Origin of the sequence: Achromobacter sp. D10 (genome assembly GCF_035282245.1) — a bacterium.
In the GTDB taxonomy this organism is placed as follows: domain Bacteria; phylum Pseudomonadota; class Gammaproteobacteria; order Burkholderiales; family Burkholderiaceae_B; genus Achromobacter; species Achromobacter insolitus.
This window is the reverse complement of sequence record NZ_JAYJLE010000014.1, coordinates 147,224-171,980: the sequence shown is the minus strand read 5'-3', so window position 1 is coordinate 171,980 and position 24,757 is coordinate 147,224. Positions and strand designations below refer to the sequence as shown.

Below are 24,757 nucleotides of genomic sequence, written 5' to 3'. Positions count from 1 at the left end.
TGGCGCGCGTCCGGGTCTGCATGCGCAAGCGGCTGTCCGTCGCGCGCCACCCATCACCGCCCAACCCCAATAGCTGGGGACCCATAGCAATCCGTTCACCGCATTCGCGCAAGCGAACACAATCGAAATTCAAGAAACCACGTATGTCATTCTCGGCCGCCCGCGCGGCCGAGAATGACGGGCAACGCAAGACTCGTCCCTGATTACGGCTCTAGCAGCGCATCAGTCCAAGATTCAAGTAGCCCGTTGACGCGGGCGCCTGAGGGGTGGGCAACCTCGATGCGCCCGAGGGAATCGGAAGGAACCGCCGCAGGCGGTGACGACGATGACGACGGGGAAGTCCGGAGCGAAGGCTCCGGACCGCAATCGTGGGCGCCCACCCCTCAGGCGCCCGCGCCAACGGGCGGCCTACGAAGAACCTGCACCGAGCCCAGCAAAAAAACAGCCGTCACTCAGACAACGGGTCCTGGAACTGCGAACACTTCACCTGCACCAGCTTCCGATCCTGCAACCGCAGCGCCGTCAGCGATCCGCCCCATACGCACCCGGTATCCAGGCAGATCACGTCCGGCCGTTGCAGCAGTCCCAGCGTGGACCAATGTCCGAACACCGTGGTGACGTTCCGCGTGGCGCGGTTGGGCACGTCGAACCAGGGCACCAGGCCGGCCGGCCACGCGCCCGGCGTCACCTTGGTGGCGAATTCCATATGGCCGTTCGGGGTGCACAGGCGGATACGCGTCAGCGCGTTGATGATGACCCGCATGCGCTTGCCGCCCTTGTGGTCTTCTTTCCACGTGGCGGGTTCGTTGCCGTACATCTTTTGCAGCGCCTTTTGCCAGTTCGGCCCGCGCAGCGCGTCCTGGACTTCGCCGGCCAGGGCCAGCGTCTTGGCGACGTCCCATTTGGCCAGCGTGCCGGCGTGGACCAGCAGATGGTTCTGTTCAAAGTGGGCCAGCGGGCGGAAGCGCAGCCAGTTGATCAGGTCGGCTGCGTCCGGCGCGCGCAGGATTTCCTCGAGCGTGTCCGACTTGGAGGGCTTGCGCACCCCTGCGGCGGTGGCCAGCAGGTGCAGGTCGTGGTTGCCCAGCACCGACGTCGCGCGGTCGCCCAGGTCGATGATGCGGCGCAGGGTTTCCAGCGACTGGGGGCCGCGGTTGACCAGGTCTCCGGCGAACCAGAAGCGCGACTGGGGGTCGCCGACCAGGTCCGGGTGGGACAGCAAGCGATCCAGCGGCGAGCAGCAGCCCTGCACGTCGCCGATCATCCAGATACTGCCGTTCATGCGGGACTTTTGCTCCAAGGCCAACGTTGTTGCACGATCCGCGTGATGGTGTGGCGGTATTCCATGTAGCCCATGGCGCCCAACGCCACGACCATGGCGCCGATATTCGGACCCAGGGCGGTCAGCCAGGCCGGCCATTTGCCCAGCATGCCCACGTTCAGGGCCAGTTGGTTCAGCATGAAGAAGCCCACGCCAAGCAGGATGCCGATGAAAACCTTGGCGCCCACGCCGCCGCGGCGCGTTTGCATCAAACCGATGGGAGCGGCAATGGTGATCATGACCAGCAAGGTGAACGGATATGCCAGTTTGCGCCACAAGGCGACGACCTGTCGACCATATTGCAGTTGGTTGTTGCGCAAATAATCCACATAGTCCAGCAGCGTGGCGATGGACATGCGTTCAGGGGTCAGCACGCGGGCCAGCAGGCGTTCGGCGCTGAGGGTGGTGTCGATATTGCGCTCGGGCACCTTGACGACGGTCGCGGGTGGATTTTTCGGGGGACGCGCGTTGGCCAGCGCCTCGGCGGCTTCGTCGTCCAGGCGCGTTTCGGTGACGTCCTTGAGCAGCAGGTCGCCGTGCGTGAAGAGACCCGTAGGGGCCGTGGACAGGACGGACAGCGTCTGGTCCTTCTTGAACTCGTAGAGGGTCACGGCGTTTACCTGGCCGTCACCCTTGAGTTCGCCGATGTTGATGATACGGGTGCCGCCGTTGGCGGTGGGTTCCTTGAACCAGTAGCCGCTCTTTAGGCGGTCGCCGCCGGCCTTGCCTCGGAACAGCAGGTTGGCCTCGCCGGATTTCATCTCGGCCCAGGGCGTGACGTACTCGGACAGCAGGCCCGCGCCGATCATCAGCGGGATCGTGACGATCCAGAGCATGCGCAGCAATTTCATGCCGCTGACGCCGGACACGCGCAGGATGACCAGCTCGTTGCGCTGGGCCAACCCCGCCAGGGCCAGGATGGCGCCGATCAGCAGGCCGATGGGCAACAGGTCGTAGAGCCGGGTGGGGATGGCCAGCGCCTGCATGTAGAGCAGGGCCATCATGGAGAACTTGTCGCCCACGTTGTCCAGATCGTCCACCAGCGCGAAGAACGTGAAAAGGCCCAGCAGGGCCGTAAGGACCACTGCGCAAGAGCGATAGATCTCGCGGGCCAGGTAGCGACGTGCGGTACGCATGAAGAAAAGGAGGAGCGCCTAAACCCGAAAGCTTAACAAATCCCGCCGCTCAGGGTGGGGGCTGGGGGGCCTGATCCGTGTCAGGGAATTTCGACCATTTGCATCCGGCGCGTCAGGACGCCGACCCGGGAGTTCAGGTACCGGGTATTGCGGTGGGCGTCGTAGAAGCGTGGATTGGGGAGCATGGCCGCGAGGCGGGCTGACTGGCTGGCCCCCAGGTTGGCGGCCGAGGTGTTGAAATAGTGCTTGGCGGCCGCCTGGGCGCCGAACACGCCTTCGCCCCATTCCGCCACGTTCAGATACAGCTCCAGGATCCGCTCTTTGCTCATGACGTGTTCGATCATGTAGGTCAGGACGAGTTCCTGGCCCTTGCGGATGTAGCTGCGGGAACTGGACAGGAACAGGTTCTTGGCCAATTGCTGGGTGATGGTGGAGCCGCCGCGCATCTTGCTGCGGCCGGCTTCCTGTTGCTTCTGGTTGTATTCCCAGGCTTTGCGGATGGCGTCCCACTCGACGCCGTCGTGCTCGGTGAAGTTGGAGTCCTCGGACGCCACGACCGCGCGCTTGAGGTTACGGCTGATCTGTTCGTAGGGTACCCACTGGTATTTCAGCTCGAAATCCGGGTTGCCGTCGCGCAGGCGGGACAGTTCCTCTCGCATGATCGCGCTGCTGCCCGGGGGACGGTAGTTGTACCAGACCACCTGGGCGAACAGCCAGAACTGGTAGAGCAGGACCAGGCACACCAGCGCCATCAGCGCGCCGCTGATGATCCGGAACCAGGAGCGCCCCTTGCGCGTCGCCATGCCGTCTATTGTCCGGCCTTGAGCGCCTCGCGCAGCGCTGCCAGCACGGGGGCGGGATCGGGCCGCACGCCATGCCAGATGTAGAAGCTCTCGGCCGCCTGACCCACCAGCATGCCCAAGCCGTCGGCGGTCAGGGCGGCGCCGTCGGTCTCGGCCTGTTTCATGAAGGCGGTGGGCTGGGCGCCGTACATCATGTCGTAAGCGGCCGCGCCGGGCGCATACAGGCCGGGGGGCAGGTCAGGGGCGGCGTCCTGCAGGCCGCTGGCGGTGGCATTGATGACCAGGTTCCAGCCGCCGGCAAGGGCGGCGTCCGCCAGGCTACCGCCGGTGACCGCGGTCTGCGGCGATACCCCGCTGTCGCGCCAGGACGCGGCCAGCGCTTCCGCCTTGGCCGCAGTGCGGTTGACGATGTGGATGCGGGCGCAGCCGGCCTCGGCCAGGGGCTGAAGCACGCCGCGGGCGGCGCCGCCCGCGCCGACCAGCAGCACCGATGCGCCGGTGAGCCGCAGGCCCAGGCGCAGCAGATCGGACACCAGGCCCACGCCGTCCGTATTGCAGCCGTGCCAGGCGCCATCGCGCCAGGACAAGGTATTGACCGCGCCGGCCAGTCGGGCGCGGCTGGACAGGCGTCCGGCGGCCAGGGCATAGGCGTCCAGTTTGAAGGGCACCGTCACGTTCAGGCCCAGCCCGCCTTCGGCCACGAATGCAGCGACCGCCTCGGCAAAGCCGTCGACCGGGGCCAGCAGCCTGTCATAGCGCAGCGGCTTGCCGGTCTGTTCGGCAAACATGGCGTGGATTTGAGGCGAGCGGCTGTGCGCAATGGGATTGCCGATGACGGCGTATCTGGCGAGAGGGGGCGCCTCGGTCATGGGGCTTGTGTTTCCAGGGTGTCGTTGACGAAATGCCAGGTGCGGGTGATGACCAGCACGTCCGTGTCGCGCGCGATGTCGGGCGGGAACGGCGGAAAGGGCGCGGCCAGTTGGACGATACGGCGGGCCGCCTGGTTCAGGACGGCGTGCGGCGAGGGCTGGTCGATCTCGACATTGGCGATGCTGCCGTCCGCGCGCACGGACACCGTGATGCGCAGCGAGCCATAGATACGGCCGCGCGCCTCGTCGGGGTAGTGCTGGGTGCCGACCGTCTCGATGCGGGTGCGCCAGGCGTCCAGGTAGGCGGCGTAGCGCGAGGCTTCGGCCGAGGGGGCCACGAACTGCTTGCGCGGTTCGGCGCTGTATTGCTGCACGCGCGCGGCCAGCGCGGCTATCTGGGCGCTCTGGATGATGCTGGCCTGGTCTTCGGCATCGCGGCCGAGGTCGGCGCCATCGGGCCACGGGTTGACGGCCTGGCGTTCGGCGCCGGCGCGGTCGGCGGCGCGCAGCTGGGTCATCAGGCGGGTCTGTTCGGCTTCCAATTGCACCTGGCGGCGGCGCATGGCCTCCAGAACGATGGTTTCGGCCGATTCTCCGGTGCGGGGAAGCGGCGTGGTGGACATGCCGCGCTCGGCGTTGCCCCCGCCGCTCATCTGGTTCTGGGCCTGCGCGCGCGGGGTTTCCGGGGGCGTTTCGCTGCGGGCATTGAGCAGCACGACTTCCAGGCTGGTCACCGGCGGACGCGAGAGCGCGGGCGCGCCGAAACGCCACGCCAGGGCGCCGGCGTGCACCAACAGCGATATCGCGATGCCGATGCGCAGGTAGTGCTGGGCGGGTGCGCCCAGCCACCGCAGGGAACGGCTCAGCGGGGAAGGGGAATCAGCAAGGCGTTGCACGCTGGCATTGTAGAGCGAGTCCACGCCGGCTGGGCGCCAGGGTTTGTTCCCACGGACAGGCTACGCCTCAAGCGGGGGGCTTGCGGTGCCCGGGCTTGTAACAACCCGGGCACCGCCGGCCGGTGCTTCAGGCCGCCGTGCGCGGGAAGACCCAGACCTTGCTGGCGGGCAGCGCCAGGCGGCAGGGGCCGGGCTCCCGGCCTTCGGGGCCATAGGCCCGCAAGGCCAGGGTGTGGGCCGGGTCGGCGTCGGGCGTGCGGAACAGGTATTCCCAGCGGTCGCCCAGGTACATGCTGGTCAACAGCGGCATGTCCAGGTGGTTGCCGTCGGGGTCATCCGCCAGGCGCACCTGCTCTACCCGGATGACCGCCGTGGCGTCCTGGCCCTGGGACACGTCCGGGCTGGCCTTGCCCCACAGCGACCAGCCGCGGCCCTCGATGCGGGCCCGGCCCTCGCGCACTTCAGTCACCTTGCCGTCCAGCCGGTTGTTGCTGCCCATGAACTCGGCTGTGAACAGCGTGGAGGGGGATCCGTACATTTCCTGCGGCGTTCCCTGCTGTTCGATCTTGCCGTTATTCAGCAGCAGGATGCGGTCTGAAATCGCCATGGCTTCGCTCTGGTCATGCGTCACCATCAGCGCCGACAGGCCCAGACGGATGATCAGCTCGCGCAGGAAGGCGCGGGCCTCTTCGCGCAGCTTGGCGTCCAGATTGGACAGCGGTTCGTCCAGCAGGATGACGGGCGGGCTGTACACCAGCGCCCGGCCGATGGCCACGCGCTGTTGTTGTCCGCCGGACAGGGCGTGCGGGTGGCGCTGGCCCAGCTTGCCCAGGCCCAGCTGGTCCAGCACGGCCTGCACGCGCTCGCGCACTTCGGCGCCAGACACCTTGCGCAGCTTGAGCGGGTAGGCCACGTTCTCGAATACCGTCTTGTGCGGCCACAGCGCATAGGACTGGAACACCAGGCCCAGGTTGCGCTCCTCGGCGGGGATTTCCTTTTTTGCGGCTCCGTCGTAGACGACGCGGTCGCCTATGGTGATGCGGCCGCGCTTGGGGCCTTCCAGGCCGGCCACTGCCCGCAACAGGGTGGTCTTGCCGCTGCCGGAGGGGCCCAGCAACGACACCACTTCGCCCTGACGCAGCTGCATCGACACGCCCTTGAGCACCGGGTTGTCGCCGTAGTCCAGGTGCAGGTCTTCTACAGAAAGCTCAATCATGAAGTTTGACTCCGAATCGCAGGGCGATGCCCAGGCCGATTACGACCAGAACGATATTGATGAAGGAAAGCGCGGCCACGATGTCGATGGCACCTGACGCCCACAGCGACACCAGCATGGAGCCGATGGTCTCGGTGCCGGGCGACAGCAGGTAGACGCCGGTGGAGTATTCGCGTTCGAAAATCAGGAACATCAGCAGCCAGGAGCCGATCAGGCCGTATTTGGCCAGGGGCACGGTGACATGCCGGGTGACCTGGCCGCGGCGCGCGCCGGCGCTGCGGGCGGCCTCTTCCAGTTCGGGGCCTACCTGCAGCAGGGTCGAGGAGATCAGCCGCAGGCCGTAGGCCATCCACACCACCGTGTAAGCCAACCACACGCTGAAGATGGTGCTGCGCATGGAACGCAGCCATTCGATGAAGTTCTCGCGCAGCCATTCCGCGAAGGGCAGGGCCGACAGCCAGCCGCCTTCGTCCAGGGCGTTGTCCAGCCACATCGGCACGAAAAGGAACACCCAAAGGAAAGCCAGGCCGGCCAGGAGGCCCGGCACCGCGCGCGGCACCAGCACGCTGTAGTCCATGAAACGTGTGATGTTGTCGGGCTTGCGGTGCATGGCCAGGCCCACGAACATGTAGCAGACCACGGCCAGCGCGCCGCCGAACACGCCGATGGCCACCGAGTTGACGATGGCGCGCATCAGGTTGGGTTGGGCGAACACCGTGCGGAATGCGTCCAGCGACAGCACGTCCAGCAGCGACACGCCCATGCCCCAGTTGGAGACGAACGCGCGCAGCAGCACGCCCAGCAGCGGCACCACAATGGTCACCAGCAGCCAGAACGCCACCACCGCGCCGGCCACCCAGCGCCACTTGCCCAGCGGCAGGGCGCGGGCGCGCGAGGCCTTGCCCTTTACGGTGACGAAGCGGTTGGCGGTGCGCATCAGGCGGCGTTGCAGCATCACCAGCGGAATCGTCATACAGATCAGCACCACGGCCACGGCGGCCATCAGGTGGTAGGACGGGATGCCGAGCTTGTTGGTGAGCTTGTATAGATACGTGGCCAGCACCAGGTTGCCTTCGGGGTCGCCCAGCACCAGTACCAGGCCGAACACTTCCAGACCCAGGAAGAACAGCAGGACGGTGGCATACAGCATGGCCGGCCGTACCATCGGCAGGCTGACCGACACCATCACACGCAGCGGCGAGGCGCCGGCCACGCGGGCGGCCTCCTCGACGTCGGAACCCATGCTGCGCAGCGCCGACGAGATGTAAAGGTAGGCATGCGGCACGTGGGTCAGGCCGGCGATGATGACGATGCTGGTCAGCGAATAGACGTTCCAGGGCACGAAACCCAGCAGGTTCTGCGCCCAGGTCGAGAAGAACCCCACGGGGCCTGCCGCCACGACATAGCCGAACCCCAGCACCATGGGCGACACGAACACCGGCACCAGGATCAGCGGTTCGATCCAGCGGCGGCCGGGCAGGTCGGTGCGTATCATCAGGAAGGCCAGCATGCCCCCCAGCGGTATGGCGATGATGGCGAGGCCAAAGGCCAGGATGAAGCCGCTCTTGAGGGCTTTGTAGAAATCAGGGTCCGCGAAGATGAAGCGGAACGCGTCCAGGCTGAAAGTCTTGGACGGCGTGAAGAAGGGCGCGGAGAGAAAACTCTGGATGATGATGAACGACAGCGGCACATAGATGGCCAAGGCCGTGATCAGCACCACCACGCCGCGGGGCAGGGACTGCCATTTCGAGCGCAATGACTGCATGGGGAATCCTGTGTTCTTGAATGGCGCGACGGTCGCGCGGCCGGGCCGCAGGCGAGCGCTCCGGCTGCGCCAGGACGGACGGCGGGGCGCCGCCCTTTCCTACGCGCTTGGCGGCTCGGGGCAGCGGCGGCGCCCCGGGCTGCGCGGCATTACTTGCCCGCGGCGGCGCGCCAGTCCTTGATGAACTGCAGGCGCTTGTTCTGCTCCAGGTAGTCCAGCAGGGTTTCATTGACCGGAATCGGCTTGAGCGCTGCGCCCAGCTTCTTGGTCATGCCGTCCACGTCGTTGTCGCCCTCGATGTCATCGCGCACGGACGCCAGGTCGGCCTGATTGGCCAGGATCGTCTGGCCCTTCTGCGACAGCAGGTAGTCCATCCACAGCTTGGCGGCGTTGCGGTTCTTGGCTTTCTTGCTGATGAAGGCCACGCGCGACAGGACCAGCGCATAGTCGGTGGGATACGCCACGCCCAGCGACGGGTCGTTCTTGGCGCGCGTTTCGGCGTACGAGCCCAGGATGTTGTAGCCGATCAGGTTTTCGCCGGAGGACACGCGTTCCATCATGGTGCCGGTGGACGACTGCACGATCAGGCCGCCAGCGCCGATTCCCTTGAGCGTCTCGAAGTACTTGGGATCGTTGGCCTTGTCCTGCACTGCCAGCATGAAGCCGACCGCCGATTTCTCGATGTCGTAGGTGGTGACCTTGTTCTTGAACTTGTCCGGTTGGCTGGCGATCAGCTTGGCCAGCGCGCCGTGCGTGGTGGGCACTTCGGCAGCCGGAATCAGGCGCTTGTTGTAGATGAACACGGCCGGCTCGTAGGTGGTGCCGTAGGCCGAATCCTTCCAGACCGCCCAGGCAGGCAGCTTGCTGACTTCCGGCGACTTGTACTGCAGGGCGTAGTCGGTGGCCAGTTTCAGGGCCGAGTCCATCGACGAGCTCCAGACGATGTCGCCGCTACCGCCGCCGGCCGCTTGTTCGCTGATGTAGCGGTTGTAGAGCTCGGTGCTGTTCATGTCGTTGTATTCGACCTTGATGCCCGGATACAGCTCCTCGAAGCCCTTGATGACGGGGCCTGCGGCCTTGGTGTCGGTGGTCGAGTAGATGACGACCTTGCCTTCCTTCTTGGCGCCGTCCAGGATCTTCTGGTAATCGGCCGGGTAGCCGGCCGGCACTTGCTGCGCAAAGGCGCTGCCGGCGGCAAGGGCGAATGCAGCGGCGCAGGCGGCCGCCAGTTGGGACTTGGCAAGCATGGGTGTGTCTCCGATTGGTATAGGCATGAGCAGGATCCGTGTCCAGCTTGCGGGCATCTTAGGAGCCCGCGTCTGTCGTCGTCCTGTCATGGCGGCAAGAGGGGCATAGGGGAAATCCCTTGCCGGCGGGCGCGTGCGCCCCGCGCCGTTACGGTCTTGCGGGGGTGTCCGTTACCAGTCGGATCCAGTTCTGCACAAAGCGCGAATGTCGGCGCTGGTCCAGGCCGACCAGCAGGGCGGGGCTCAGCACTACCGGCTGCACGATGCCCTGGGAACGCGCCAGCACCGCTTCGGAGGTCCAGCGGCCGGGCGTATCTTCCATGATGGAGCCTAGCGCGGCATGGCTGGACGCCACTTGCTGCCCCGCCGGCGACAGCAGCCAGTCCACCAGCGCGCGCGCCAACTCCGGGCTGGGGGCCGTGCGCGCGATCAGCACCGAACGCGCCAGCACCAGCACGTAGTCTTGCGGAAAGACGACGCCGATGGGCGCGCCAGCCGCCTGCCGCGACAGGGCGTAGGAGCCGAGGATGTTGTAGCCGATGTCGATCTGGTCGTTCTCGATCGCGTCCAGGATCTCGGCGCTGGTGGCGGACAGGCGCACACCTGCCTGGCCCATCGCGTTGGCCAGTCCCCAGAAGTTCGACGACACCAGCTCGTCCTGTTCAGCCAGCAGATAGCCCACGCTGCTGGCCGCGATGTCATAGGTGCCGATGCGGCCGCGCAGCTTCGCCGAGTCGCGCTCCAGCAGACGCAGCAGGTCCTGCCGCGACCGCGGCACGGTGGCTTCGGTGTAGCGTTTGGGGTTGTAGACGATGACGGCCGGCTCGAAAGTGAAGCCGTAGACTTCATGGCGCCAGATGGCCCATGAGGGCAGCTTGGCGGCATAGGGCGACGAATAGCTCAGCGCATAGCCGTCGTTGGCCAGCCGGATCTGAAGGTCCGAAGCCGAACTCATCAGCACGTCCACGTCTTTCAGCTGCCCATTGACGGCGGCTTCGTAGAGTTCGCGGCTGCCCATTTCGCGATACACAACGGTTACGTCCGGCCGCTGCGACTGGAAGCCCTGGATCAGCGGCGCGACCACCGGCGTGTCCGTGGGCCCGGCAATGGTCAGCACCCGCGACGTGGGTTGCGGCGCGGCGTAGCGGGTGACGATTTCGGGGATGTCGGCGGCGCGCGCCTCGGGGGAGGACGAGGCCAGCAGCAGGCCCATCATGCACAGCGCGCCCAGGCAGGCGGCAGCGGCGCGCCCCGGCGCGGAGCGCGCCAGCGGCAGGATCACGCGCGCCGTCAGCCCTCCGCCTGGCCGGTCCTGCAGCCAGAGCGACCCGCCATGGGCGGTGGCCACCGAGCGCACGATCGACAACCCCAGCCCGGACCCCGGCTGGGCTTCACCGGCGCGGCCACGCGTGAAGCGCTGTTGCACGGCGTCTTTTTCGTCGTCGGCCACGCCCGGGCCGCGGTCGGACACAGTGAGCGCCACGCGGAACCCGGCCACTGGCGTCGCCTGGATGTCGACGGGGCCGTCCGGCGCGTAGCGCAGCGCGTTGTCCACCAGGTTGCGCAGCATTTCGCGCAAGGCGACGCGGTCGCCGGCGATGCGGGCGCGGCGTACTTCTGGCGCGATCTCGATGCGCAGGCGCTGCGCCTCCAGCGGTCCGATGCGGCGCCGCGTTTCGTTGACGGTCTCGGCCACGCCCACCAATGTGCGCGAGCCTTGTCCCAGGCGATGGGTGATGGTCGCGTCCATGAGCAGCTGGTTGATCAGCTGGCTGGCATGCATGGCGTTCAGATGGATGCGTTCCAGGCGGGCATGCAGTCGCTGCGGATCGGTCTCGTCCAGGGCAACCTCGGCCTGCGCGCGCAGCGAGGCCAGCGGCGTTCGGACCTGGTGCGCGGCATCCGCCACCAGTGTATTGAGCGTGCCCATGACGCCGGACAGGCGCTGCATGAATGCGTTCAGCGCTTCGACCAGCCGCCGGACCTCGCGCGGGACGGGCGTTACCAACGGCGCCAGATCGTCTGGCGCGCGGCCGCGCAACTCTCGTTCCACCACGCTCAGCGGCGCGAAGGCGCGCTGCACGCCGAACCAGAGCAGGCCCAGCGCCACCAGGGACACCACGACCAGCGGCAGCGCGGTGCGTCCCAAGATCTCGTCGGCCAGGGCTTCGCGAGAGCCCAGAGTTTCAGCCACGCGCACGGTGACCCAGCCCGCATGCTGGCTGGCGGACACCAACCGGCCCACGGTCGCGACGCGCACGGGCTCATCGTGATAGCGCAGGTAGGTGAACACAGGAGTGGCCGATTGCGCCAGCGGCAGGCCGGGCGCCAGGTCTTCGTAGCCGGTAATGAGGCGGCCGTTGGACGCGCGGGCTTCGTAGAACACGCGTTCGCCGCCAGACAGCATGGCCAGCGAGGAGACCGGCGGTTCGACGGTGACGTTGTTGTCTTCGATCTGCACGGAACCAGCGATGGTCAGCGCCGAGGCCGCCAACAGCCGGTCAAAGGCCTGCTCCGCGGCACGCTGGGCGTAGCCGCGCAGGAAGAACACCAGCCCGATCAATGCACAGGCCAGCAGCAGCACGCCCAATGCGAAGACGCGACGGCGGATGGAGAAGTTTTCAGGGCTGTTCATGGCTTCGGGCCTGATAGCCCACGCCGCGCACCGTGACGATATCGATCGACGCGCCGGCGAGCTTTTTGCGCAGCCGCGATATCAGCAACTCCAGCGCGTTCAGGGTGCCGTCGTCCAGGTCGAAGAGCTGGTTCATCAACCGTTCCTTGGCGACGGTCTGGCCCAGTTTGCCCAGCAGGATCTCCAACAGGCGGAATTCGCGCCGCCCCAGCTCCAGGGGCGCGCCGGCCACGCTGACGTCGCGGTTGGCGAGGTCCAGGCTGAGGTTGCCGTAGACGGTGACGCTACTGGTCTGGCCGGCGGGGCGGCGCATCAGGGCGCGCAGCCGGGCCTCGAGTTCCCGCAGGTCGAAGGGCTTGACGAGATAGTCATCGGCGCCCAGGTCCAGCATGTCGATCTTGTCTTCGATTTCCGAGCGCGCGGTCATGACCAGGACGGGGGCTTCCAGTCCGGCGGCGCGCAATTCGCGGATGACGGTAAAGCCGTCCTTGCCGGGCAGGTTGATGTCCAGGACCAGGGCGTCCCAAGTTTCGTCCAGCCCCCAGCGTAACGCCGCCACGCCATCGCGCACCCATTGCACGCTGTGGCCGGCCGTACGCAGCTTGCTTTCCACGGCATCGCCGAGATCGAGATTGTCCTCGACCAGCAAAATGCGCATGTGTTGTCTCCGTGTCTTTTGTGGCTTTCGGGGGAGTTTATAGGGGTGTGAGGGTTCTGTGGGTCTTGAGGCTTGCGGGTTGGTGCCGGGGTGCTGGTTCTTTAGGCGCCTGTCGCGTCGGGGGCTCGCGAGGCGCGGGGCAACGATTGCGGTCCGGAGCCTTCGCTCCGGACTGCCCCGTCGTCATCGTCGTCCAGGCCTTCGGCCTTTTCTTCCGATTCCCTCGGGCTTATCGACGCCCCGCGCCTCGCGAGCCCCCGACGCGACAGGCTCGGCTGGTTGAAACTTCACGGGCGCTGGGGCGGGTGGTGTGCTTGGCGTTCTGGCCACGGACGAGTGGGGTTGGCGTGTCTTGCGGGGCCCGCCCCAGGCCGGCCGCGCGGGCGGCCTTTTGGGGCTTACGCGGTGTCTTGCGTCACGTGATGGCGCTGCGCGCTGGTGGTGGAGGCGTTCTCTTTGTGACGCATATGGCAAGCGAGAACCGGGTCTGGGTATGGTGTTGTGTTGGGGAGATGGCCAAGCACGCGGTCGGCCAGTAATCGTCACTTCAACGCGAATGCCGGATGGGTGGCGCGCGTCCGGGTCTGCATGCGCAAGCGGCTGCCCGTCGCGCGCCACCCATCACCGCCCATCCCCCAAGAGCTGGGGACCAATAGCAAATCATTCGTCGCATTCGCGCAAGCGAACACAATCGAAATTCAAGAAATCACGTATGCCATTCCCGGCCGCCCGCGCGGCCGAGAATGGCGGGCAACGCAAGACTCGTCCCTGACCTCGGCCCCAGCAGCGCATCAGTCCAAGATTCAAGTAGCCCGTCGGCGCGGGCGCGTGGGGGTGAGCAACCTCGATGCGCCCGAGGGAAACCGTAGGGAAGGCCGAAGGCCTGGACGAGGTTGACAACGGGGAAGTCCGGCGCCCGCGCGCCGGACCGCAATCGTGGGCGCTCGCCTCCCACGTGCCCGCGCCGATGGGCGGCCTACGTAGAACTCGCAACGCACCGCCCAAAGACACCAGACCAGAAGAAACCTACTCCTGCCCACCCACAGCAGGATTAATCTCCCCGATATACCGGCAATCCAGCTCCAGAGACAACTCATCCATCCCCAGGATATCAATCTCCACCGCAGTCCCGCGCTCCAGCTCCGGCATCCCGCCCACGCGCGTCACCAACGGGGCGTTCGCGAAGCGCACGAGGTCCTCGCGCAGCACGTGCGCCACCGTCCGGGTCACGTTGTGCTGCTTGAGCCAGCGCAGGCACCAGTAGCGTTCCATCGCGCTCTGGAACTCCGCCCAGGCTGCGTACTGCGCGTCGAAAGCGCCGATGATGGCGAACAGGTCTGCGTCACGCGGCTTGAACGGGGCGACCAGGCGCGCCGATACGCCGTGTTCGACGGCGGCGATCAGTTGCCACTGGTTCACCAGGTCCACGTAGCGGCGCAGCGGCGAGGTGCTCCAGGCGTATTGCGGCACGCCGATGGCTTCGTGCGGCAGGGCCTGGGTGCTCATGCGCACCCGGCCCGCCTGTTGCGAGCGGTAGATGCCCGGCACGCCGTGCTGATGCAGCAGTCCGCCCCAGAGATTGTTCGCCAGGATCATGTACTCGGCCACCATACGGTCCAGCGGCGCGTTGCGCTGGCGCGGCACCAGGCGCACCGGCGTGTCCGGATCGTTCGGGTCGCCGTCCAGGTAGAAGCTGTACTCCACCCGAGAGTTGTTCTCGGGCTTGCCGCGCACGTTCTCGCGCTGGGCCGACAGGGCTTGCGCCAGCTTCCAGAGCGGGCGCAGCCAATGGCCGTAGGGCAGGTCGGCCGATGGATCGGACAGACTGGCCTCAGTGATCTGGGCGTCCAGCATGTTGTGGCGCAGGTTCTCGCGCACCACCACGCGTTCCAGGCGGGTTTCCGATTCAATGATCTCGCCGGTTTCCGGGTCGGCCACGACGTACAGGGACAGCGCCGGCACTTCGCGCCCGGCGTCCAGGGAGAACGCCTGGATGACGTTGTCTGGCTGCATCGGGATCTTGTCGCCCGGCATGTAGACGGTGGACAGGCGGGCGCGCGCCAGCTTGTCGAACTCGCTGTCGCGGGTCACGGTGATGCCCGGCGCCGCCACGTGCACGCCGACGCGCAGGCGGCCGTCGGGCAAGGTGGAAACGGACAGGGCGTCGTCGATTTCAGTGGTCGTGACATCGTCCACCGAATAGATCTCGGCGTCGGCCAGGGGCAAGTCACGGTCGATCGGGGGCAGTTCCAGATCGGGGAATGCCAGCCCGCGCGGGAAGTTCACCGCCAGGAAGCGGCGCTTGTGCAGCGCCAGCGCATGCGGCCAGGCGCCCAGTTCCAGCAGCAGGCGATCGGGGCTCTTGCCCAGTTTGGCGCAGGCGGCGTCCAGCGCCTTCCATTGCTGAGAATTCTTGTCGGGACGGATCAGCAGCGACTCCGCGGCCTGGGCAATGGGTTCGGGCAGGCGCCCGGCGGCCATTTCGTCCACCCATTCCTGCTGCTGCTCAGCCTGGCGCTGCTTCTTTTCCAGCGCCGCCAGCGCGGCCGCCAGGATGTCGGGCGGCGCGGGACGGTAACGGCCCTTGCCGCGGCGGTGGAAGTAGGCGGGCGCGCCGTGCAGGCGCATCAGGAGCGCCGCCTGCTCCACGGGCGTGGGCGCGTGGCCGAAGTAATCGGCGGCCAGGGCGGGGGAATCGAATTCTTCCTGCGGCGCGCACTCCCAAAGGAATTGCAGCTCCAGGGTCTCGGCGGTCGCGGCCGCCTGGCTCATCAGCGCGGCCGGTTCCGGCGCGGCAAAGGTGAACAAGGTGTTGGCGCGCTTGATCTTGCTGCGCTTGCCGGATTCCGATTCCACCTGCAGGCTGGCATCGGTCTCGGACAGGATATTGCCGGCCTTGAAGCTGCCGTCGTCTTCGTAAAACACATACATGGTGGGGATCGTCCTGGGCGGCGCGCACGCGCCGCCTTGCGCAGCTATATAGAGTGTTGATGTCTGATACTGATTATTGGGGGCGAACCTGCTTGTCGCCAAGGGCGAATTCAAGCACTTCGGGCATCCATTCCGCAAAGTCGGATAAACCGTGGTCGCTGCCTTGCACGATGTGCTGGCGGCAGCCCGCAAAGCGGTCGCGCATCTCGCGCCAATCCAGGACCTCGTCGCCGGTGGCCGCCACCAGGAAGTACCGGTCGGGTTGGGTGATGCGAGGGGCATGGATGGCGGCCAGTTCGTCCACGTACTCGGGCAGGAAGACGAATGGCGCGTCGGAATGATACATGCGGTGCTCGCCGACCTGGGTGGCGAGATCCCGGGCGGCCTCGACCGCGGGATTCAGCAGCACGGCCTTGCAGCCCAGCTGTTCGGCCAGCCACGTAGCGTAGAAACCGCCCAGCGAAGAGCCGATCACGGTCAGCGCCCGGGGGGAGTCCGCTCCGTGCAGTTGGCGCCTGGCGATGCCCATCGCCAAGTCGATGGCCTCGCGCGGGCTGGCGGGCAGTTGCGGGCAGGCCCAGGCCGCCGACAGGCCGCGCGCGGCCATGGCGTCCGCCATCATCCTGGCCTTGAACGAGGTCGGCGAGGAACGGAAACCGTGCAGATAGAGGATCATTGCTCGCCTTTGCGGTGTATTCCGGGAATCAGCCGCGTGCCTGCAGGGCGTCCAGCAGCTTGCCGTGCACGCCGCCAAAGCCGCCATTGCTCATGACCAGCACCTGATCGCCCGGACGGGCGGCGCCGGCCACGGCCGCGACCAGCGTGCCAATGTCATCGTAGCTGGAAGCCCGGTCGCCCAGGGGCGCCAGCACCTCGGCCGGATTCCAGCCCAGGGCGTGTTTGCCCGAATGGGCGCCGAAGCAGAACACCAGATCCGCATCGGCCAGGGCTTCGGGCAGGCGGGCCGCCATGGTGCCCAGCTTCATGGTGTTGGAACGCGGTTCCAGCACGGCCAAAATGCGGGCCGGGCCGACCTGGCGGCGCAGGCCTTCCAGCGTGGTGGCGATGGCGGTGGGGTGGTGCGCGAAATCGTCGTAGACCTTGATGCCGTTGACCGTGCCGCGCAATTCCATGCGGCGTTTCACGCCCGCGAAACGGCTCAGGGCTTCGATGCCTTGCGCGGCCGGCACGCCCACGTGTTCGGCGGCTGCCAGCGCCGCCAGTGCGTTCATGCGGTTGTGCTCGCCCGTCAGGTTCCAGCGCACGGTCCCGGCGGTTACGCCGCCGCGCAGCACGCTGAAGGCGCCCTCGGCATCGGGCGCGGTCGCCTGCCAGGCGCCATCGGCGCCGAACGTGACGGTTTCAGACCAGCAACCGCGGGTGATCACGCGGTCCAGCGCGGCGCAGCGCGCCGGCCGAACGATGCGGCCCGAACCGGGGATGGTGCGCACCAGGTGATGGAACTGGGTTTCGATCGCGGCGAGATCGGGGAAGATGTCCGCGTGATCGTACTCAAGATTGTTCAGGATGGCCGTGCGCGGACGGTAATGGACGAACTTCGAGCGCTTGTCGAAGAAGGCTGTGTCGTACTCATCCGCTTCGATGACGAAGGGGCGGCGCGACGGATCATAGCGGGCCGACACGTGCAAATCCTGCGCCACGCCGCCGATGAGGAAGTTGGGCGCCATGCCCGTGGCCTCCAGCACCCAGGCCAGCATCGAGCTGGTGGTGGTCTTGCCGTGGGTGCCCGCCACGGCAAGAACGTGCTGGCCTGGCAGGATATTGTCGCCCAGCCATTGCGGCCCCGAGACGTAGCGCGCGCCCGAATCCAGGATGGCCTCCATCAGCGGATTGCCGCGGCTGACCACGTTGCCGATCACGTACAGATCGGGCTTGAGCGCCAATTGTTCGGCGCCGAAGCCTTCGATCAACTCGATTCCCTGTTCGGACAGTTGCGTGCTCATGGGCGGATACACGCCCGCGTCGCAACCAGTGACCTTGTGGCCGGCGGCGCGCGCGATCAGCGCCAAGCCGCCCATGAACGTACCGCAGATGCCAAGAATATGCAGGTGCATTGAAAACTCTCCTGTCCTGCATTGTATATATAGAGGCGGCGCCAGCCGCGGCCGGCTCGGCGTAAAACGGCCGCAGCGGTTATGATCGCGCCATGAATCGACGCCTACTTCTTTCCGCTGGCGTGGCCATTGCCGCCACGGTCGCGGGCGGCTACACCCTGATGGGCCGCAAGACCTCCGGGCCCTCGGCCCCCGCCGATGCCGGCGATCCCGTCGCCGGGCTGATGCAGATGCAACTTCCCGACCTGAATGGGGCATCCCAGTCGCTGTCCGGCTGGAAAGGCCAGCCCATCGTGGTCAATTTCTGGGCAACGTGGTGCGCGCCGTGCGTGCGCGAAATGCCGGAACTCGATGCCCTGCAGAAAAAATATCCGCATGTACGATTTGTCGGGATTGGTGTCGATTCCGCCGCGAACATGCAAAAATTTGTCGAGAAAGTACAGGTTTCCTATCCGCTCTGGGTAATTGGCGCAGGTGCCATCGATACGCTGCGCAAGCTGGGAAATCCCAGCGGGGGTCTGCCTTTTACTATTGTTTTCAACGCAGATGGCGGAATTAACCGGAAGATACTGGGTGAAATTCAGCCCGACGATCTGGATCGCACCTTATCTGGTTTAAAGGCGTAAGTCTGTTGGACAAATAGTAGGAATTGGCGTAAAAAGCTGGTTTATCGGCTGTTTTGCCAACAATTGGCAAACCACTCATTGGCAAGCGCATGGCGCAAAACATACTGGTATTGCATGGCCCGAACCTGAACCTGCTCGGCACCCGAGAACCTCATATCTACGGCAGCCTCACGCTGCAACAGATCAATGAGAATCTTGAGCTGCTTGCAGGCGAAATGGGCGCCACGCTGACAGCGTGGCAAAGCAATCACGAAGGCGCGCTGGTTGACCGCATTCAGGCGGCCCGGCAAGACGGCACGGACTTCATCATCATCAACGCGGCGGCATATACGCACACCAGCGTCGCAATTCGCGATGCGCTGGCCGGGGTCGCGATCCCATTTATTGAAGTACATTTGTCCAATCTGTATAAGCGAGAGCCCTTCAGGCATCACTCTTATCTGTCCGACTTGGCGGTAGGCCTCATCAGCGGCCTGGGCGCGGATGGCTACGAGGCGGCTCTGCGTTACGCAGTGCGGCACTGATCTCGCACCAAACCACAGCATTTACATCTTATATGGCGCGGACCCGACGCTGGGACGTCGCCGACACTATCTCGGGAAGCAGCTTCTATGGACCTCCGAAAACTCAAAACCCTGATCGACCTGGTGGCTGAATCGGGCATCGCCGAGCTGGAAATCACCGAAGGCGAAGGCAAGGTGAGGATCGTCAAGTTCTCGCAGACCTTGCAGCCGGTTGCCTATCACCACCCCGAAGCTGGCGTGCCCGCCGCGCCCGTGGCCCAGGCTGCCGCGCCGGCCGCGCCCGCCGCCGCCGCGGAAGCCGCGCCGGTGATCCAGGGCCACGTCGTGAAGGCCCCCATGGTCGGCACGTTCTATCGCGCTCCGAACCCGGGCGCTGCTCCGTTCATCGACGTAGGCGCCACCGTCAAGGAAGGCGACCCGCTGTGCATCATTGAAGCCATGAAGCTGCTCAATGAGATCGAAGCCGACAAGTCCGGCGTCATCAAAGAAATCCTGGTCGAAAACGGCGAGCCCGTCGAGTACGGTCAACCCCTGTTCGTCATTGGCTGATAGCTGAAAATGTTCGAAAAAATCCTGATCGCCAATCGGGGCGAAATCGCCCTGCGCATTCAGCGCGCTTGCCGCGAGCTGGGCATCAAGACCGTGGTCGTGCACTCCGAGGCCGACCGCGAAGCCAAGTACGTGCGCCTGGCCGATGAATCGGTGTGCATCGGGCCCGCGCCGTCGCGTGAAAGCTACCTGAACATGCCGGCCATCATTTCGGCGGCCGAAGTCACGGATTCCGAGGCAATTCACCCGGGTTACGGGTTCTTGTCCGAAAATGCCGACTTCGCCGATCGCGTCGAAAAGAGTGGCTTCGTCTTCATCGGCCCGCGTCCCGACACCATTCGCCTGATGGGCGACAAGGTCAGCGCCAAGCGCGCCATGATCGAAGCCGGCGTGCCGGTGGTGCCCGGTTCGGAAGGCGCGTTGCCCGACGATCCGCAGGAAATCCTTCGTATTGCGCGCGAAGTCGGTTATCCGGTCATCATCAAGGCGGCAGGCGGCGGCGGTGGCCGCGGCATGCGCGTGGTGTACACCGAGGCCGCGCTGCTGAACGCCGTCACGATGACGCGTTCGGAGGCAGGCGCCGCATTCAACAACCCCGAAGTCTATATGGAGAAGTTCCTGGAAAATCCACGCCACGTGGAAATCCAGGTGCTCGCCGACGGCGGCCGCAATGCGGTCTGGCTGGGCGAGCGCGACTGCTCCATGCAGCGTCGCCACCAGAAGGTCATCGAGGAAGCGCCGGCCCCCGGCATCGCGCGCCGCCTGATCGAGCGCATCGGCGACCGTTGCGCCGACGCCTGCCGCAAGATGGGCTACCGCGGCGCGGGCACGTTCGAGTTCCTGTATGAAAACGGCGAGTTCTATTTCATTGAAATGAACACCCGCATCCAGGTCGAGCACCCCGTCACCGAGCTGATCACCGGCGTCGACCTGGTCCAGCAGCAGATCCTGATCGCCGCCGGCGAGAAGTTCACGCTGCGCCAGCGCGACATCACGTTCAAGGGCCACGCGATCGAATGCCGCATCAACGCGGAAGATCCTTTCCGCTTCGTGCCCAGCCCCGGCCGGATCACCAACTGGCATACGCCGGGCGGTCCGGGCGTGCGCATCGATTCGCATGCGTTCAACGGTTATTTCGTGCCGCCGAACTACGATTCGATGATCGCCAAGGTCATTACCTACGGTGACACGCGCGACCAGGCGCTGGCCCGCATGCGCACCGCGCTGTCGGAAATGGTGGTGGAAGGCATTTCCACCAACATCCCGCTGCACCGCGAAATGCTGCAGGACGCCCGCTTCATCGAAGGCGGCACCAGCATCCACTACCTGGAACACAAGTTGGCTCAGCGTCCCTGACCCGCGATCCGGGGCGTTAGCTCCGGACCGTTCCTGTTTTGTATTACGGTCGATCGGGCCGCGGCGCAAGCCGCGGCCCGTTGGCCAGATGGAAGAATCATCATGCGTGAACTCGTGCTCCATTGCCTGGAGGCGCAAGCCGAAGCCCTCTCGGACGCCCTGCTGGAAGCGGGCGTGCTGTCGGTATCGGTTGAAGACGCCGACCTGGGCACCGACGACGAACGCCCCTTGTTCGGCGAACCGGGCACCGAGCCCGACGTGCAGGCCTGGGACCGGAACCGCGTCGTTGCCTTGTTGCCCGACGGAGCCGATCCCGCGCAGATCATGGAAGAAGCCGGCGCCGCGGGCGAACTGGATCCTGCAGTGTTCGAGGGCTGGAGCCTGCGCGACGTGCCGGACGCCGACTGGGTGCGGCTGACGCAATCGCAGTTCGGTCCCATCCATATCGCCGAGCGCCTGTGGATCGTGCCCAGCTGGCACCGCGATAATCCCGACGTCCCGGCGTTCGAGCCGGAAGCCGCCACCCAGGAAGGCGCCATCCATATCGAGCTGGATCCCGGCCTGGCGTTCGGCACGGGCAGCCATCCCACAACGCATCTGTGCCTGGCCTGGCTGGAAGCCGAGTTGCCGGCCGGCGCCACGTTGCTGGACTACGGCTGCGGCTCGGGCATTCTGGCCATTGCCGCGCGCAAGCTGGGCGCGGGCCCGACGCAGGCGGTGGATATCGACGCCCAGGCGGTGCAGAGCACGGTCTTCAATGCCGAGGTCAACCACGTCGAACTCCAGGCCATGCTGCCCGATGCGCTGGCGGAAGGCACCTTTGAAGTGGTCGTGGCCAACATCCTGTCCAATCCCCTGAAAGTGCTGGCGCCCATGCTGGCCGGACGCGTCGCCGCAGGCGGCCATCTGGTGCTGTCCGGCGTGCTGGAACGGCAGGCTGAAGAAGTGGCGGCTGCGTATGCGCCCTGGATCGCCATGTCGGTCTGGCGCGCGCGCGACGGCTGGGTGTGCCTGCACGGCCAGAAGGCCTGAGCGCGGCCGCAGCAGATCGCGCCATGGCCTTGACCACCCGTTGCCCGCAGTGCGGCACCACCTTCAAGGTGGTGCCTGATCAATTGCGGGTCCGTAATGGCCTGGTGCGTTGCGGGGCCTGCTCGACCGTGTTCGACGGACGCGCCTGCCTGGTCCCGGCCGCGGGCGCGGCGCCGCAGTCCGCGCCGCCTGCCGCGCCCGTGTCGCCGGCCGCCAGCCATGCGGCGCCGGTGCTGGCCACGCCTGCCGTACCAGCCGCGCCGCAGGTTCCTCCCTGGGAAGACGAGCCGGAACCGCCGCTCGCGCCCGCGACGCCTCCTGTTGCCGCCTCGGCTCCTCCAGCCGTGCTGCGCGGCCGCGACGACATCCGCCGACGCGTCGAACCTGTCCAGGCCGAGCAGGCGGAAGACCTCGACGAGGCCGACGACCTGGCCGATGACGATCTTGCGGATGCCGAGGAGCCGCCGCGCTGGACGGCGCCTGCCGCGGCCAGGCCTGCGCACTACGCCGAGCAGCCTGCGCGCGGTACCCATGCGGAGCCGTCCTTCACCATTGGCCGTGCGCGCCCCGATGTGCGCGATGAAGCTCGCGACGACGAATACGACAACGAGTACGCCGACGAACACCGCGACGACGACCGTGACGACTACCACGACGAATATGCTGGCGACCGCGAAGCCCCCGGCGAGCCGGTGCTGGGCGATACACGCACTCGCTATTCCAGCGCGACCGATGTGGGCCGGGCGCCACCCGAGTTCCTCGATCAGGACCGCCAGGAGCGGCGCGGCCTGTTACGCAAGCTGTGGGGCTATGCCTGCCTGGTTGGCCTGATCGCGCTGGGCCTGCAGCTGGTGTATGCCTACCGCACGGACATCGCCAATTCCGTGCCCGCCCTGCGGCCCGTGCTGGAAACGGTGTGCCAGCCGCTGGGCTGCACCGTGGGGTACGCGCGCCGCCTGGAGCGCATCGCGATCGCATCGTCGTCGCTGCAGCCGCCGCCCGGCGCCGCGGCGATCGACGACGGGCGCAGCCGCCTGGTCCTGACACTGGTCCTGCGCAACCGCTACGACAAGCCGCAGCACTGGCCAGCGCTGGTGCTGGACCTGACCGATCTGTCGGACACGGTGGTGGTGCGCCGCGTGCTCAAGCCCGAGGACTATCTCACGCCGGAACAGTTGCGCGGTCCTTTCGCGCCCGCCGGCGAACTCAAGATTTCAGTACCCATTGAAGTGACCGGCGTCCAGGTCAATGGCTACCAACTCGATAAATTCTTTCCTTAAGGGATGACTAGCATGGCAACCCCAGTTCTGGTTTGCGGTTCGATGGCGTTCGACACCATCGCGGTGTTCGAAGGACGTTTCAAGGAGCACATTCTTGCCGACCGCATCCAGTCGCTGAGCGTGTCGTTCCTGGTGCCCAGCATGCGCAAGGAGTATGGCGGCTGCTCGGGCAATATTGCCTACAACATGAACCTGCTGGGCGGCAAACCCGTGCCGGTGGCGACCGTGGGCGAGGACGCCGGCGAATACATGGAGCGCATGGCGGGGCTGGGCATCGACGTCAGCCGCGTCAAAGTCATTCCGGGCACGTTTACCGCGCAGTGCTTCATCACGACCGATCTGGACGACAACCAGATCACGGCTTTCCACCCGGGCGCCATGTCGCACGCGGCGCAAAACGATCTGAGCGACGCCGACGCGGCCTGGGCCATTGTTGCGCCCGACGCCAAGGAGGGTATGTTTGCCCACGCCGAGCGCCTGCACAAGCGCGGCATCCCCTTCATCTTCGATCTGGGCCAGGCCATGCCGCTGTTCGACGGGGCGGACCTGGAACGCATGCTCGAGCTGGCGCAGGCGTTGACCGTAAACGACTACGAGGCTGGCGTGGTGGAACAGCGCACGGGCCGCAGCATGGCGGATATCGCCCGTACCCTGCAGGCCGTGGTGGTGACGCGGGGCGCGGAAGGCGCGACGCTGCTGACCGGCGGCAAGACCATCCAGATCGAGCCGGTGCGCGCGGCGCAGGTGGTGGACCCGACGGGCTGCGGCGATGCGCAGCGCGGCGGCCTGCTCTACGGCTTGACCAGCGGCTGGAATTGGGAAGACAGCTGCCGTCTGGGCAACGTCATGGGCGCCATCAAGATCGCTTCGCGCGGACCGCAGAACCATGCGCCCTCGCGTGCCGAGATCGACGCCGTGCTGCACGCGACCTACGGCATCCATCTGCCCGCATAAGCGGCGCTGGGAACCCGGCCGCTGCGTCGCGGTCGAACGGTTGAAAGATTTTGAAGGCGCCGCGTTCCGGCGCCTTTCTTGAGCAGCTCTACCGCTGTTTTTTCAGCTTCTGGCGGTGCGTTTCAGTGTGTTGCAGCCGCGCTGGCCGGGATTGTGGGCCAGGGTATGATGAGTACATCGTCGGCAACGGCCGATCGAGGAGTCCAAATGAACCAAAGCAAAACTTTTTCCCTGGTGACGCCGCGCGCGGGGCGCTGGCTGGCGATCGCTGCCGTCGTGACCTCGATGGCGGTCTTGGGCGGCTGCGCCAACCGCAGCGCGTCCAGCGGCGTCTACAGCTATGACCAGGCGCAACGCGAGCAGATCGTCCGTACCGGCACGGTCACCGGCGTGCGTCCCATCGTGATCCAGAACGACAAGTCCAGCGGCGTCGGCATGGTGGCCGGCGGTGCGCTGGGCGGCGTGGCGGGTAACGCCATTGGCGGCGGCACCGGCCGTACGATCGCCACCGTTGGCGGCGTCATTCTCGGCGCCCTGGCAGGTAACGCCATCGAAAACCAGACCGGCAAGAATTCCGGCTACGAAATCACCGTGCGCCTGGATAACGGCGAAACCCGCGTCGTCGCGCAGGAAGCGGACGTGCCCATCAGCGTGGGCCAGCGCGTGCAGGTGATCAGCGGCGCCGGTCCCACCCGCGTCACGCCGATGTAAGTAGCCCTCTGACGCCCTTCGCGGCGCAGCAAGGCAAAGCCCCCGTCAGGGGGCTTTTTTATTGGGGCGAGGCGATCCGTAAACGGGGGCGGGGCGGAGGAGGGCGCGCATGCGTAAGAATCTGTCGTTCGGCCGCAACGCGGCACCCGGGGATTTACCCGCGAACGTTACGT

At 66.2% G+C, this 24,757-nt stretch carries 21 protein-coding genes; 8 read left to right on the top strand and 13 right to left on the bottom strand.

The genetic code is table 11. The features are described 5' to 3' along the window. Positions 1-448: 448 nt before the first annotated feature. The 13 genes from VCS63_RS26625 to mpl all read right to left on the bottom strand — a co-directional run bounded on the left by VCS63_RS26625 (position 449) and on the right by mpl (position 17,552). The gene (locus tag VCS63_RS26625) at positions 449-1,282 is read right to left on the bottom strand and encodes a symmetrical bis(5'-nucleosyl)-tetraphosphatase (protein WP_042796296.1); all 834 of its coding nucleotides are present in this window, start codon (positions 1,280-1,282) and stop codon (positions 449-451) included. Beyond that, positions 1,279-2,457 carry an LPS export ABC transporter permease LptG gene (lptG, locus tag VCS63_RS26620; RefSeq protein ID WP_063639825.1) on the bottom strand — a complete coding sequence of 393 codons (1,179 nt, stop codon included), beginning with the start codon at positions 2,455-2,457 and terminating at the stop codon, positions 1,279-1,281. The genes VCS63_RS26625 and lptG overlap by 4 nt, the downstream gene beginning before the upstream one ends. Positions 2,458-2,537: 80 nt before the next feature. Next, the gene (gene mtgA, locus VCS63_RS26615) at positions 2,538-3,260 is read right to left on the bottom strand and encodes a monofunctional biosynthetic peptidoglycan transglycosylase (protein WP_042796297.1); all 723 of its coding nucleotides are present in this window, start codon (positions 3,258-3,260) and stop codon (positions 2,538-2,540) included. A gap of 5 nt (positions 3,261-3,265) precedes the next feature. After that, complete coding sequence (aroE, locus tag VCS63_RS26610; RefSeq protein WP_323881511.1) at positions 3,266-4,129, bottom strand: shikimate dehydrogenase; 864 nt, start codon at positions 4,127-4,129, stop codon at positions 3,266-3,268. Further along, a complete protein-coding gene (locus VCS63_RS26605) occupies positions 4,126-5,025 on the bottom strand; it encodes a TonB family protein (protein WP_082900494.1) in 900 nt (299 codons plus the stop codon). Before VCS63_RS26605 ends, aroE begins: the two co-directional genes overlap by 4 nt. 127 nt (positions 5,026-5,152) lie before the next feature. Beyond that, a complete protein-coding gene (locus VCS63_RS26600; RefSeq protein ID WP_112966667.1) occupies positions 5,153-6,241 on the bottom strand; it encodes an ABC transporter ATP-binding protein in 1,089 nt (362 codons plus the stop codon). Next, complete coding sequence (locus VCS63_RS26595; RefSeq protein WP_042796299.1) at positions 6,234-8,006, bottom strand: ABC transporter permease; 1,773 nt, start codon at positions 8,004-8,006, stop codon at positions 6,234-6,236. The genes VCS63_RS26600 and VCS63_RS26595 overlap by 8 nt, the downstream gene beginning before the upstream one ends. A gap of 149 nt (positions 8,007-8,155) precedes the next feature. Beyond that, the gene (locus tag VCS63_RS26590) at positions 8,156-9,253 is read right to left on the bottom strand and encodes an ABC transporter substrate-binding protein (protein ID WP_063639818.1); all 1,098 of its coding nucleotides are present in this window, start codon (positions 9,251-9,253) and stop codon (positions 8,156-8,158) included. Positions 9,254-9,401: 148 nt separating this feature from the next. Then, on the bottom strand, positions 9,402-11,888 hold the full coding sequence (locus VCS63_RS26585) for an extracellular solute-binding protein (protein ID WP_175198807.1): 2,487 nt from the start codon (positions 11,886-11,888) through the stop codon (positions 9,402-9,404). After that, entirely contained in the window at positions 11,875-12,546 is a 672-nt protein-coding gene (locus tag VCS63_RS26580) for a response regulator transcription factor (RefSeq protein WP_042796301.1), read from the bottom strand. The genes VCS63_RS26585 and VCS63_RS26580 overlap by 14 nt, the downstream gene beginning before the upstream one ends. Positions 12,547-13,572: 1,026 nt before the next feature. Beyond that, entirely contained in the window at positions 13,573-15,477 is a 1,905-nt protein-coding gene (locus tag VCS63_RS26575) for a ribonuclease catalytic domain-containing protein (RefSeq protein WP_323881509.1), read from the bottom strand. 73 nt (positions 15,478-15,550) lie between these two features. Beyond that, positions 15,551-16,153: a YqiA/YcfP family alpha/beta fold hydrolase gene (locus VCS63_RS26570; RefSeq protein WP_164793465.1), complete on the bottom strand. Its 603-nt coding sequence runs from the start codon at positions 16,151-16,153 to the stop codon at positions 15,551-15,553. Positions 16,154-16,181: 28 nt separating this feature from the next. Beyond that, positions 16,182-17,552: a UDP-N-acetylmuramate:L-alanyl-gamma-D-glutamyl-meso-diaminopimelate ligase gene (gene mpl / locus VCS63_RS26565; RefSeq protein WP_280134770.1), complete on the bottom strand. Its 1,371-nt coding sequence runs from the start codon at positions 17,550-17,552 to the stop codon at positions 16,182-16,184. Between the two features lie 92 nt (positions 17,553-17,644). Here mpl and VCS63_RS26560 point away from each other — a divergent pair, with 92 nt between their 5' ends. From VCS63_RS26560 to VCS63_RS26525, 8 genes are all read left to right on the top strand, one after another. Then, complete coding sequence (locus VCS63_RS26560; protein ID WP_323881507.1) at positions 17,645-18,178, top strand: TlpA disulfide reductase family protein; 534 nt, start codon at positions 17,645-17,647, stop codon at positions 18,176-18,178. Positions 18,179-18,267: 89 nt separating this feature from the next. After that, entirely contained in the window at positions 18,268-18,702 is a 435-nt protein-coding gene (gene aroQ / locus VCS63_RS26555; RefSeq protein WP_042796304.1) for a type II 3-dehydroquinate dehydratase, read from the top strand. A gap of 87 nt (positions 18,703-18,789) precedes the next feature. Next, on the top strand, positions 18,790-19,251 hold the full coding sequence (gene accB / locus VCS63_RS26550) for an acetyl-CoA carboxylase biotin carboxyl carrier protein (protein ID WP_042796305.1): 462 nt from the start codon (positions 18,790-18,792) through the stop codon (positions 19,249-19,251). Between the two features lie 9 nt (positions 19,252-19,260). Continuing rightward, a complete protein-coding gene (gene accC, locus VCS63_RS26545) occupies positions 19,261-20,607 on the top strand; it encodes an acetyl-CoA carboxylase biotin carboxylase subunit (RefSeq protein WP_042796306.1) in 1,347 nt (448 codons plus the stop codon). A gap of 102 nt (positions 20,608-20,709) precedes the next feature. Further along, complete coding sequence (prmA, locus tag VCS63_RS26540; RefSeq protein ID WP_042796307.1) at positions 20,710-21,639, top strand: 50S ribosomal protein L11 methyltransferase; 930 nt, start codon at positions 20,710-20,712, stop codon at positions 21,637-21,639. Positions 21,640-21,662: 23 nt separating this feature from the next. Beyond that, positions 21,663-22,919 carry a zinc-ribbon and DUF3426 domain-containing protein gene (locus VCS63_RS26535; protein WP_323881505.1) on the top strand — a complete coding sequence of 419 codons (1,257 nt, stop codon included), beginning with the start codon at positions 21,663-21,665 and terminating at the stop codon, positions 22,917-22,919. 12 nt (positions 22,920-22,931) lie between these two features. Next, positions 22,932-23,873, top strand: a complete 942-nt coding sequence (locus VCS63_RS26530; protein ID WP_042797536.1) for a carbohydrate kinase family protein — start codon at positions 22,932-22,934, stop codon at positions 23,871-23,873. A gap of 207 nt (positions 23,874-24,080) precedes the next feature. Beyond that, positions 24,081-24,584: a glycine zipper 2TM domain-containing protein gene (locus VCS63_RS26525; RefSeq protein ID WP_042796308.1), complete on the top strand. Its 504-nt coding sequence runs from the start codon at positions 24,081-24,083 to the stop codon at positions 24,582-24,584. Positions 24,585-24,757: the final 173 nt, after the last annotated feature.

Excerpts from the sequence above, each read along its gene's own strand:
- aroE (WP_323881511.1), bottom strand. The coding sequence starts at position 4,129 with ATGACCGAGGCGCCCCCTCTCGCCAGATACGCCGTCATCGGCAATCCC.
- mpl (WP_280134770.1), bottom strand. The coding sequence starts at position 17,552 with ATGCACCTGCATATTCTTGGCATCTGCGGTACGTTCATGGGCGGCTTG.
- VCS63_RS26575 (WP_323881509.1), bottom strand. The coding sequence starts at position 15,477 with ATGTATGTGTTTTACGAAGACGACGGCAGCTTCAAGGCCGGCAATATC.
- lptG (WP_063639825.1), bottom strand. The coding sequence starts at position 2,457 with ATGCGTACCGCACGTCGCTACCTGGCCCGCGAGATCTATCGCTCTTGC.
- accB (WP_042796305.1), top strand. The coding sequence starts at position 18,790 with ATGGACCTCCGAAAACTCAAAACCCTGATCGACCTGGTGGCTGAATCG.
- VCS63_RS26595 (WP_042796299.1), bottom strand. The coding sequence starts at position 8,006 with ATGCAGTCATTGCGCTCGAAATGGCAGTCCCTGCCCCGCGGCGTGGTG.
- VCS63_RS26625 (WP_042796296.1), bottom strand. The coding sequence starts at position 1,282 with ATGAACGGCAGTATCTGGATGATCGGCGACGTGCAGGGCTGCTGCTCG.
- VCS63_RS26600 (WP_112966667.1), bottom strand. The coding sequence starts at position 6,241 with ATGATTGAGCTTTCTGTAGAAGACCTGCACCTGGACTACGGCGACAAC.
- VCS63_RS26580 (WP_042796301.1), bottom strand. The coding sequence starts at position 12,546 with ATGCGCATTTTGCTGGTCGAGGACAATCTCGATCTCGGCGATGCCGTG.
- VCS63_RS26585 (WP_175198807.1), bottom strand. The coding sequence starts at position 11,888 with ATGAACAGCCCTGAAAACTTCTCCATCCGCCGTCGCGTCTTCGCATTG.
- VCS63_RS26570 (WP_164793465.1), bottom strand. The coding sequence starts at position 16,153 with ATGATCCTCTATCTGCACGGTTTCCGTTCCTCGCCGACCTCGTTCAAG.
- VCS63_RS26560 (WP_323881507.1), top strand. The coding sequence starts at position 17,645 with ATGAATCGACGCCTACTTCTTTCCGCTGGCGTGGCCATTGCCGCCACG.
- prmA (WP_042796307.1), top strand. The coding sequence starts at position 20,710 with ATGCGTGAACTCGTGCTCCATTGCCTGGAGGCGCAAGCCGAAGCCCTC.
- VCS63_RS26525 (WP_042796308.1), top strand. The coding sequence starts at position 24,081 with ATGAACCAAAGCAAAACTTTTTCCCTGGTGACGCCGCGCGCGGGGCGC.
- VCS63_RS26590 (WP_063639818.1), bottom strand. The coding sequence starts at position 9,253 with ATGCTTGCCAAGTCCCAACTGGCGGCCGCCTGCGCCGCTGCATTCGCC.
- aroQ (WP_042796304.1), top strand. The coding sequence starts at position 18,268 with ATGGCGCAAAACATACTGGTATTGCATGGCCCGAACCTGAACCTGCTC.
- accC (WP_042796306.1), top strand. The coding sequence starts at position 19,261 with ATGTTCGAAAAAATCCTGATCGCCAATCGGGGCGAAATCGCCCTGCGC.
- VCS63_RS26535 (WP_323881505.1), top strand. The coding sequence starts at position 21,663 with ATGGCCTTGACCACCCGTTGCCCGCAGTGCGGCACCACCTTCAAGGTG.
- VCS63_RS26530 (WP_042797536.1), top strand. The coding sequence starts at position 22,932 with ATGGCAACCCCAGTTCTGGTTTGCGGTTCGATGGCGTTCGACACCATC.
- mtgA (WP_042796297.1), bottom strand. The coding sequence starts at position 3,260 with ATGGCGACGCGCAAGGGGCGCTCCTGGTTCCGGATCATCAGCGGCGCG.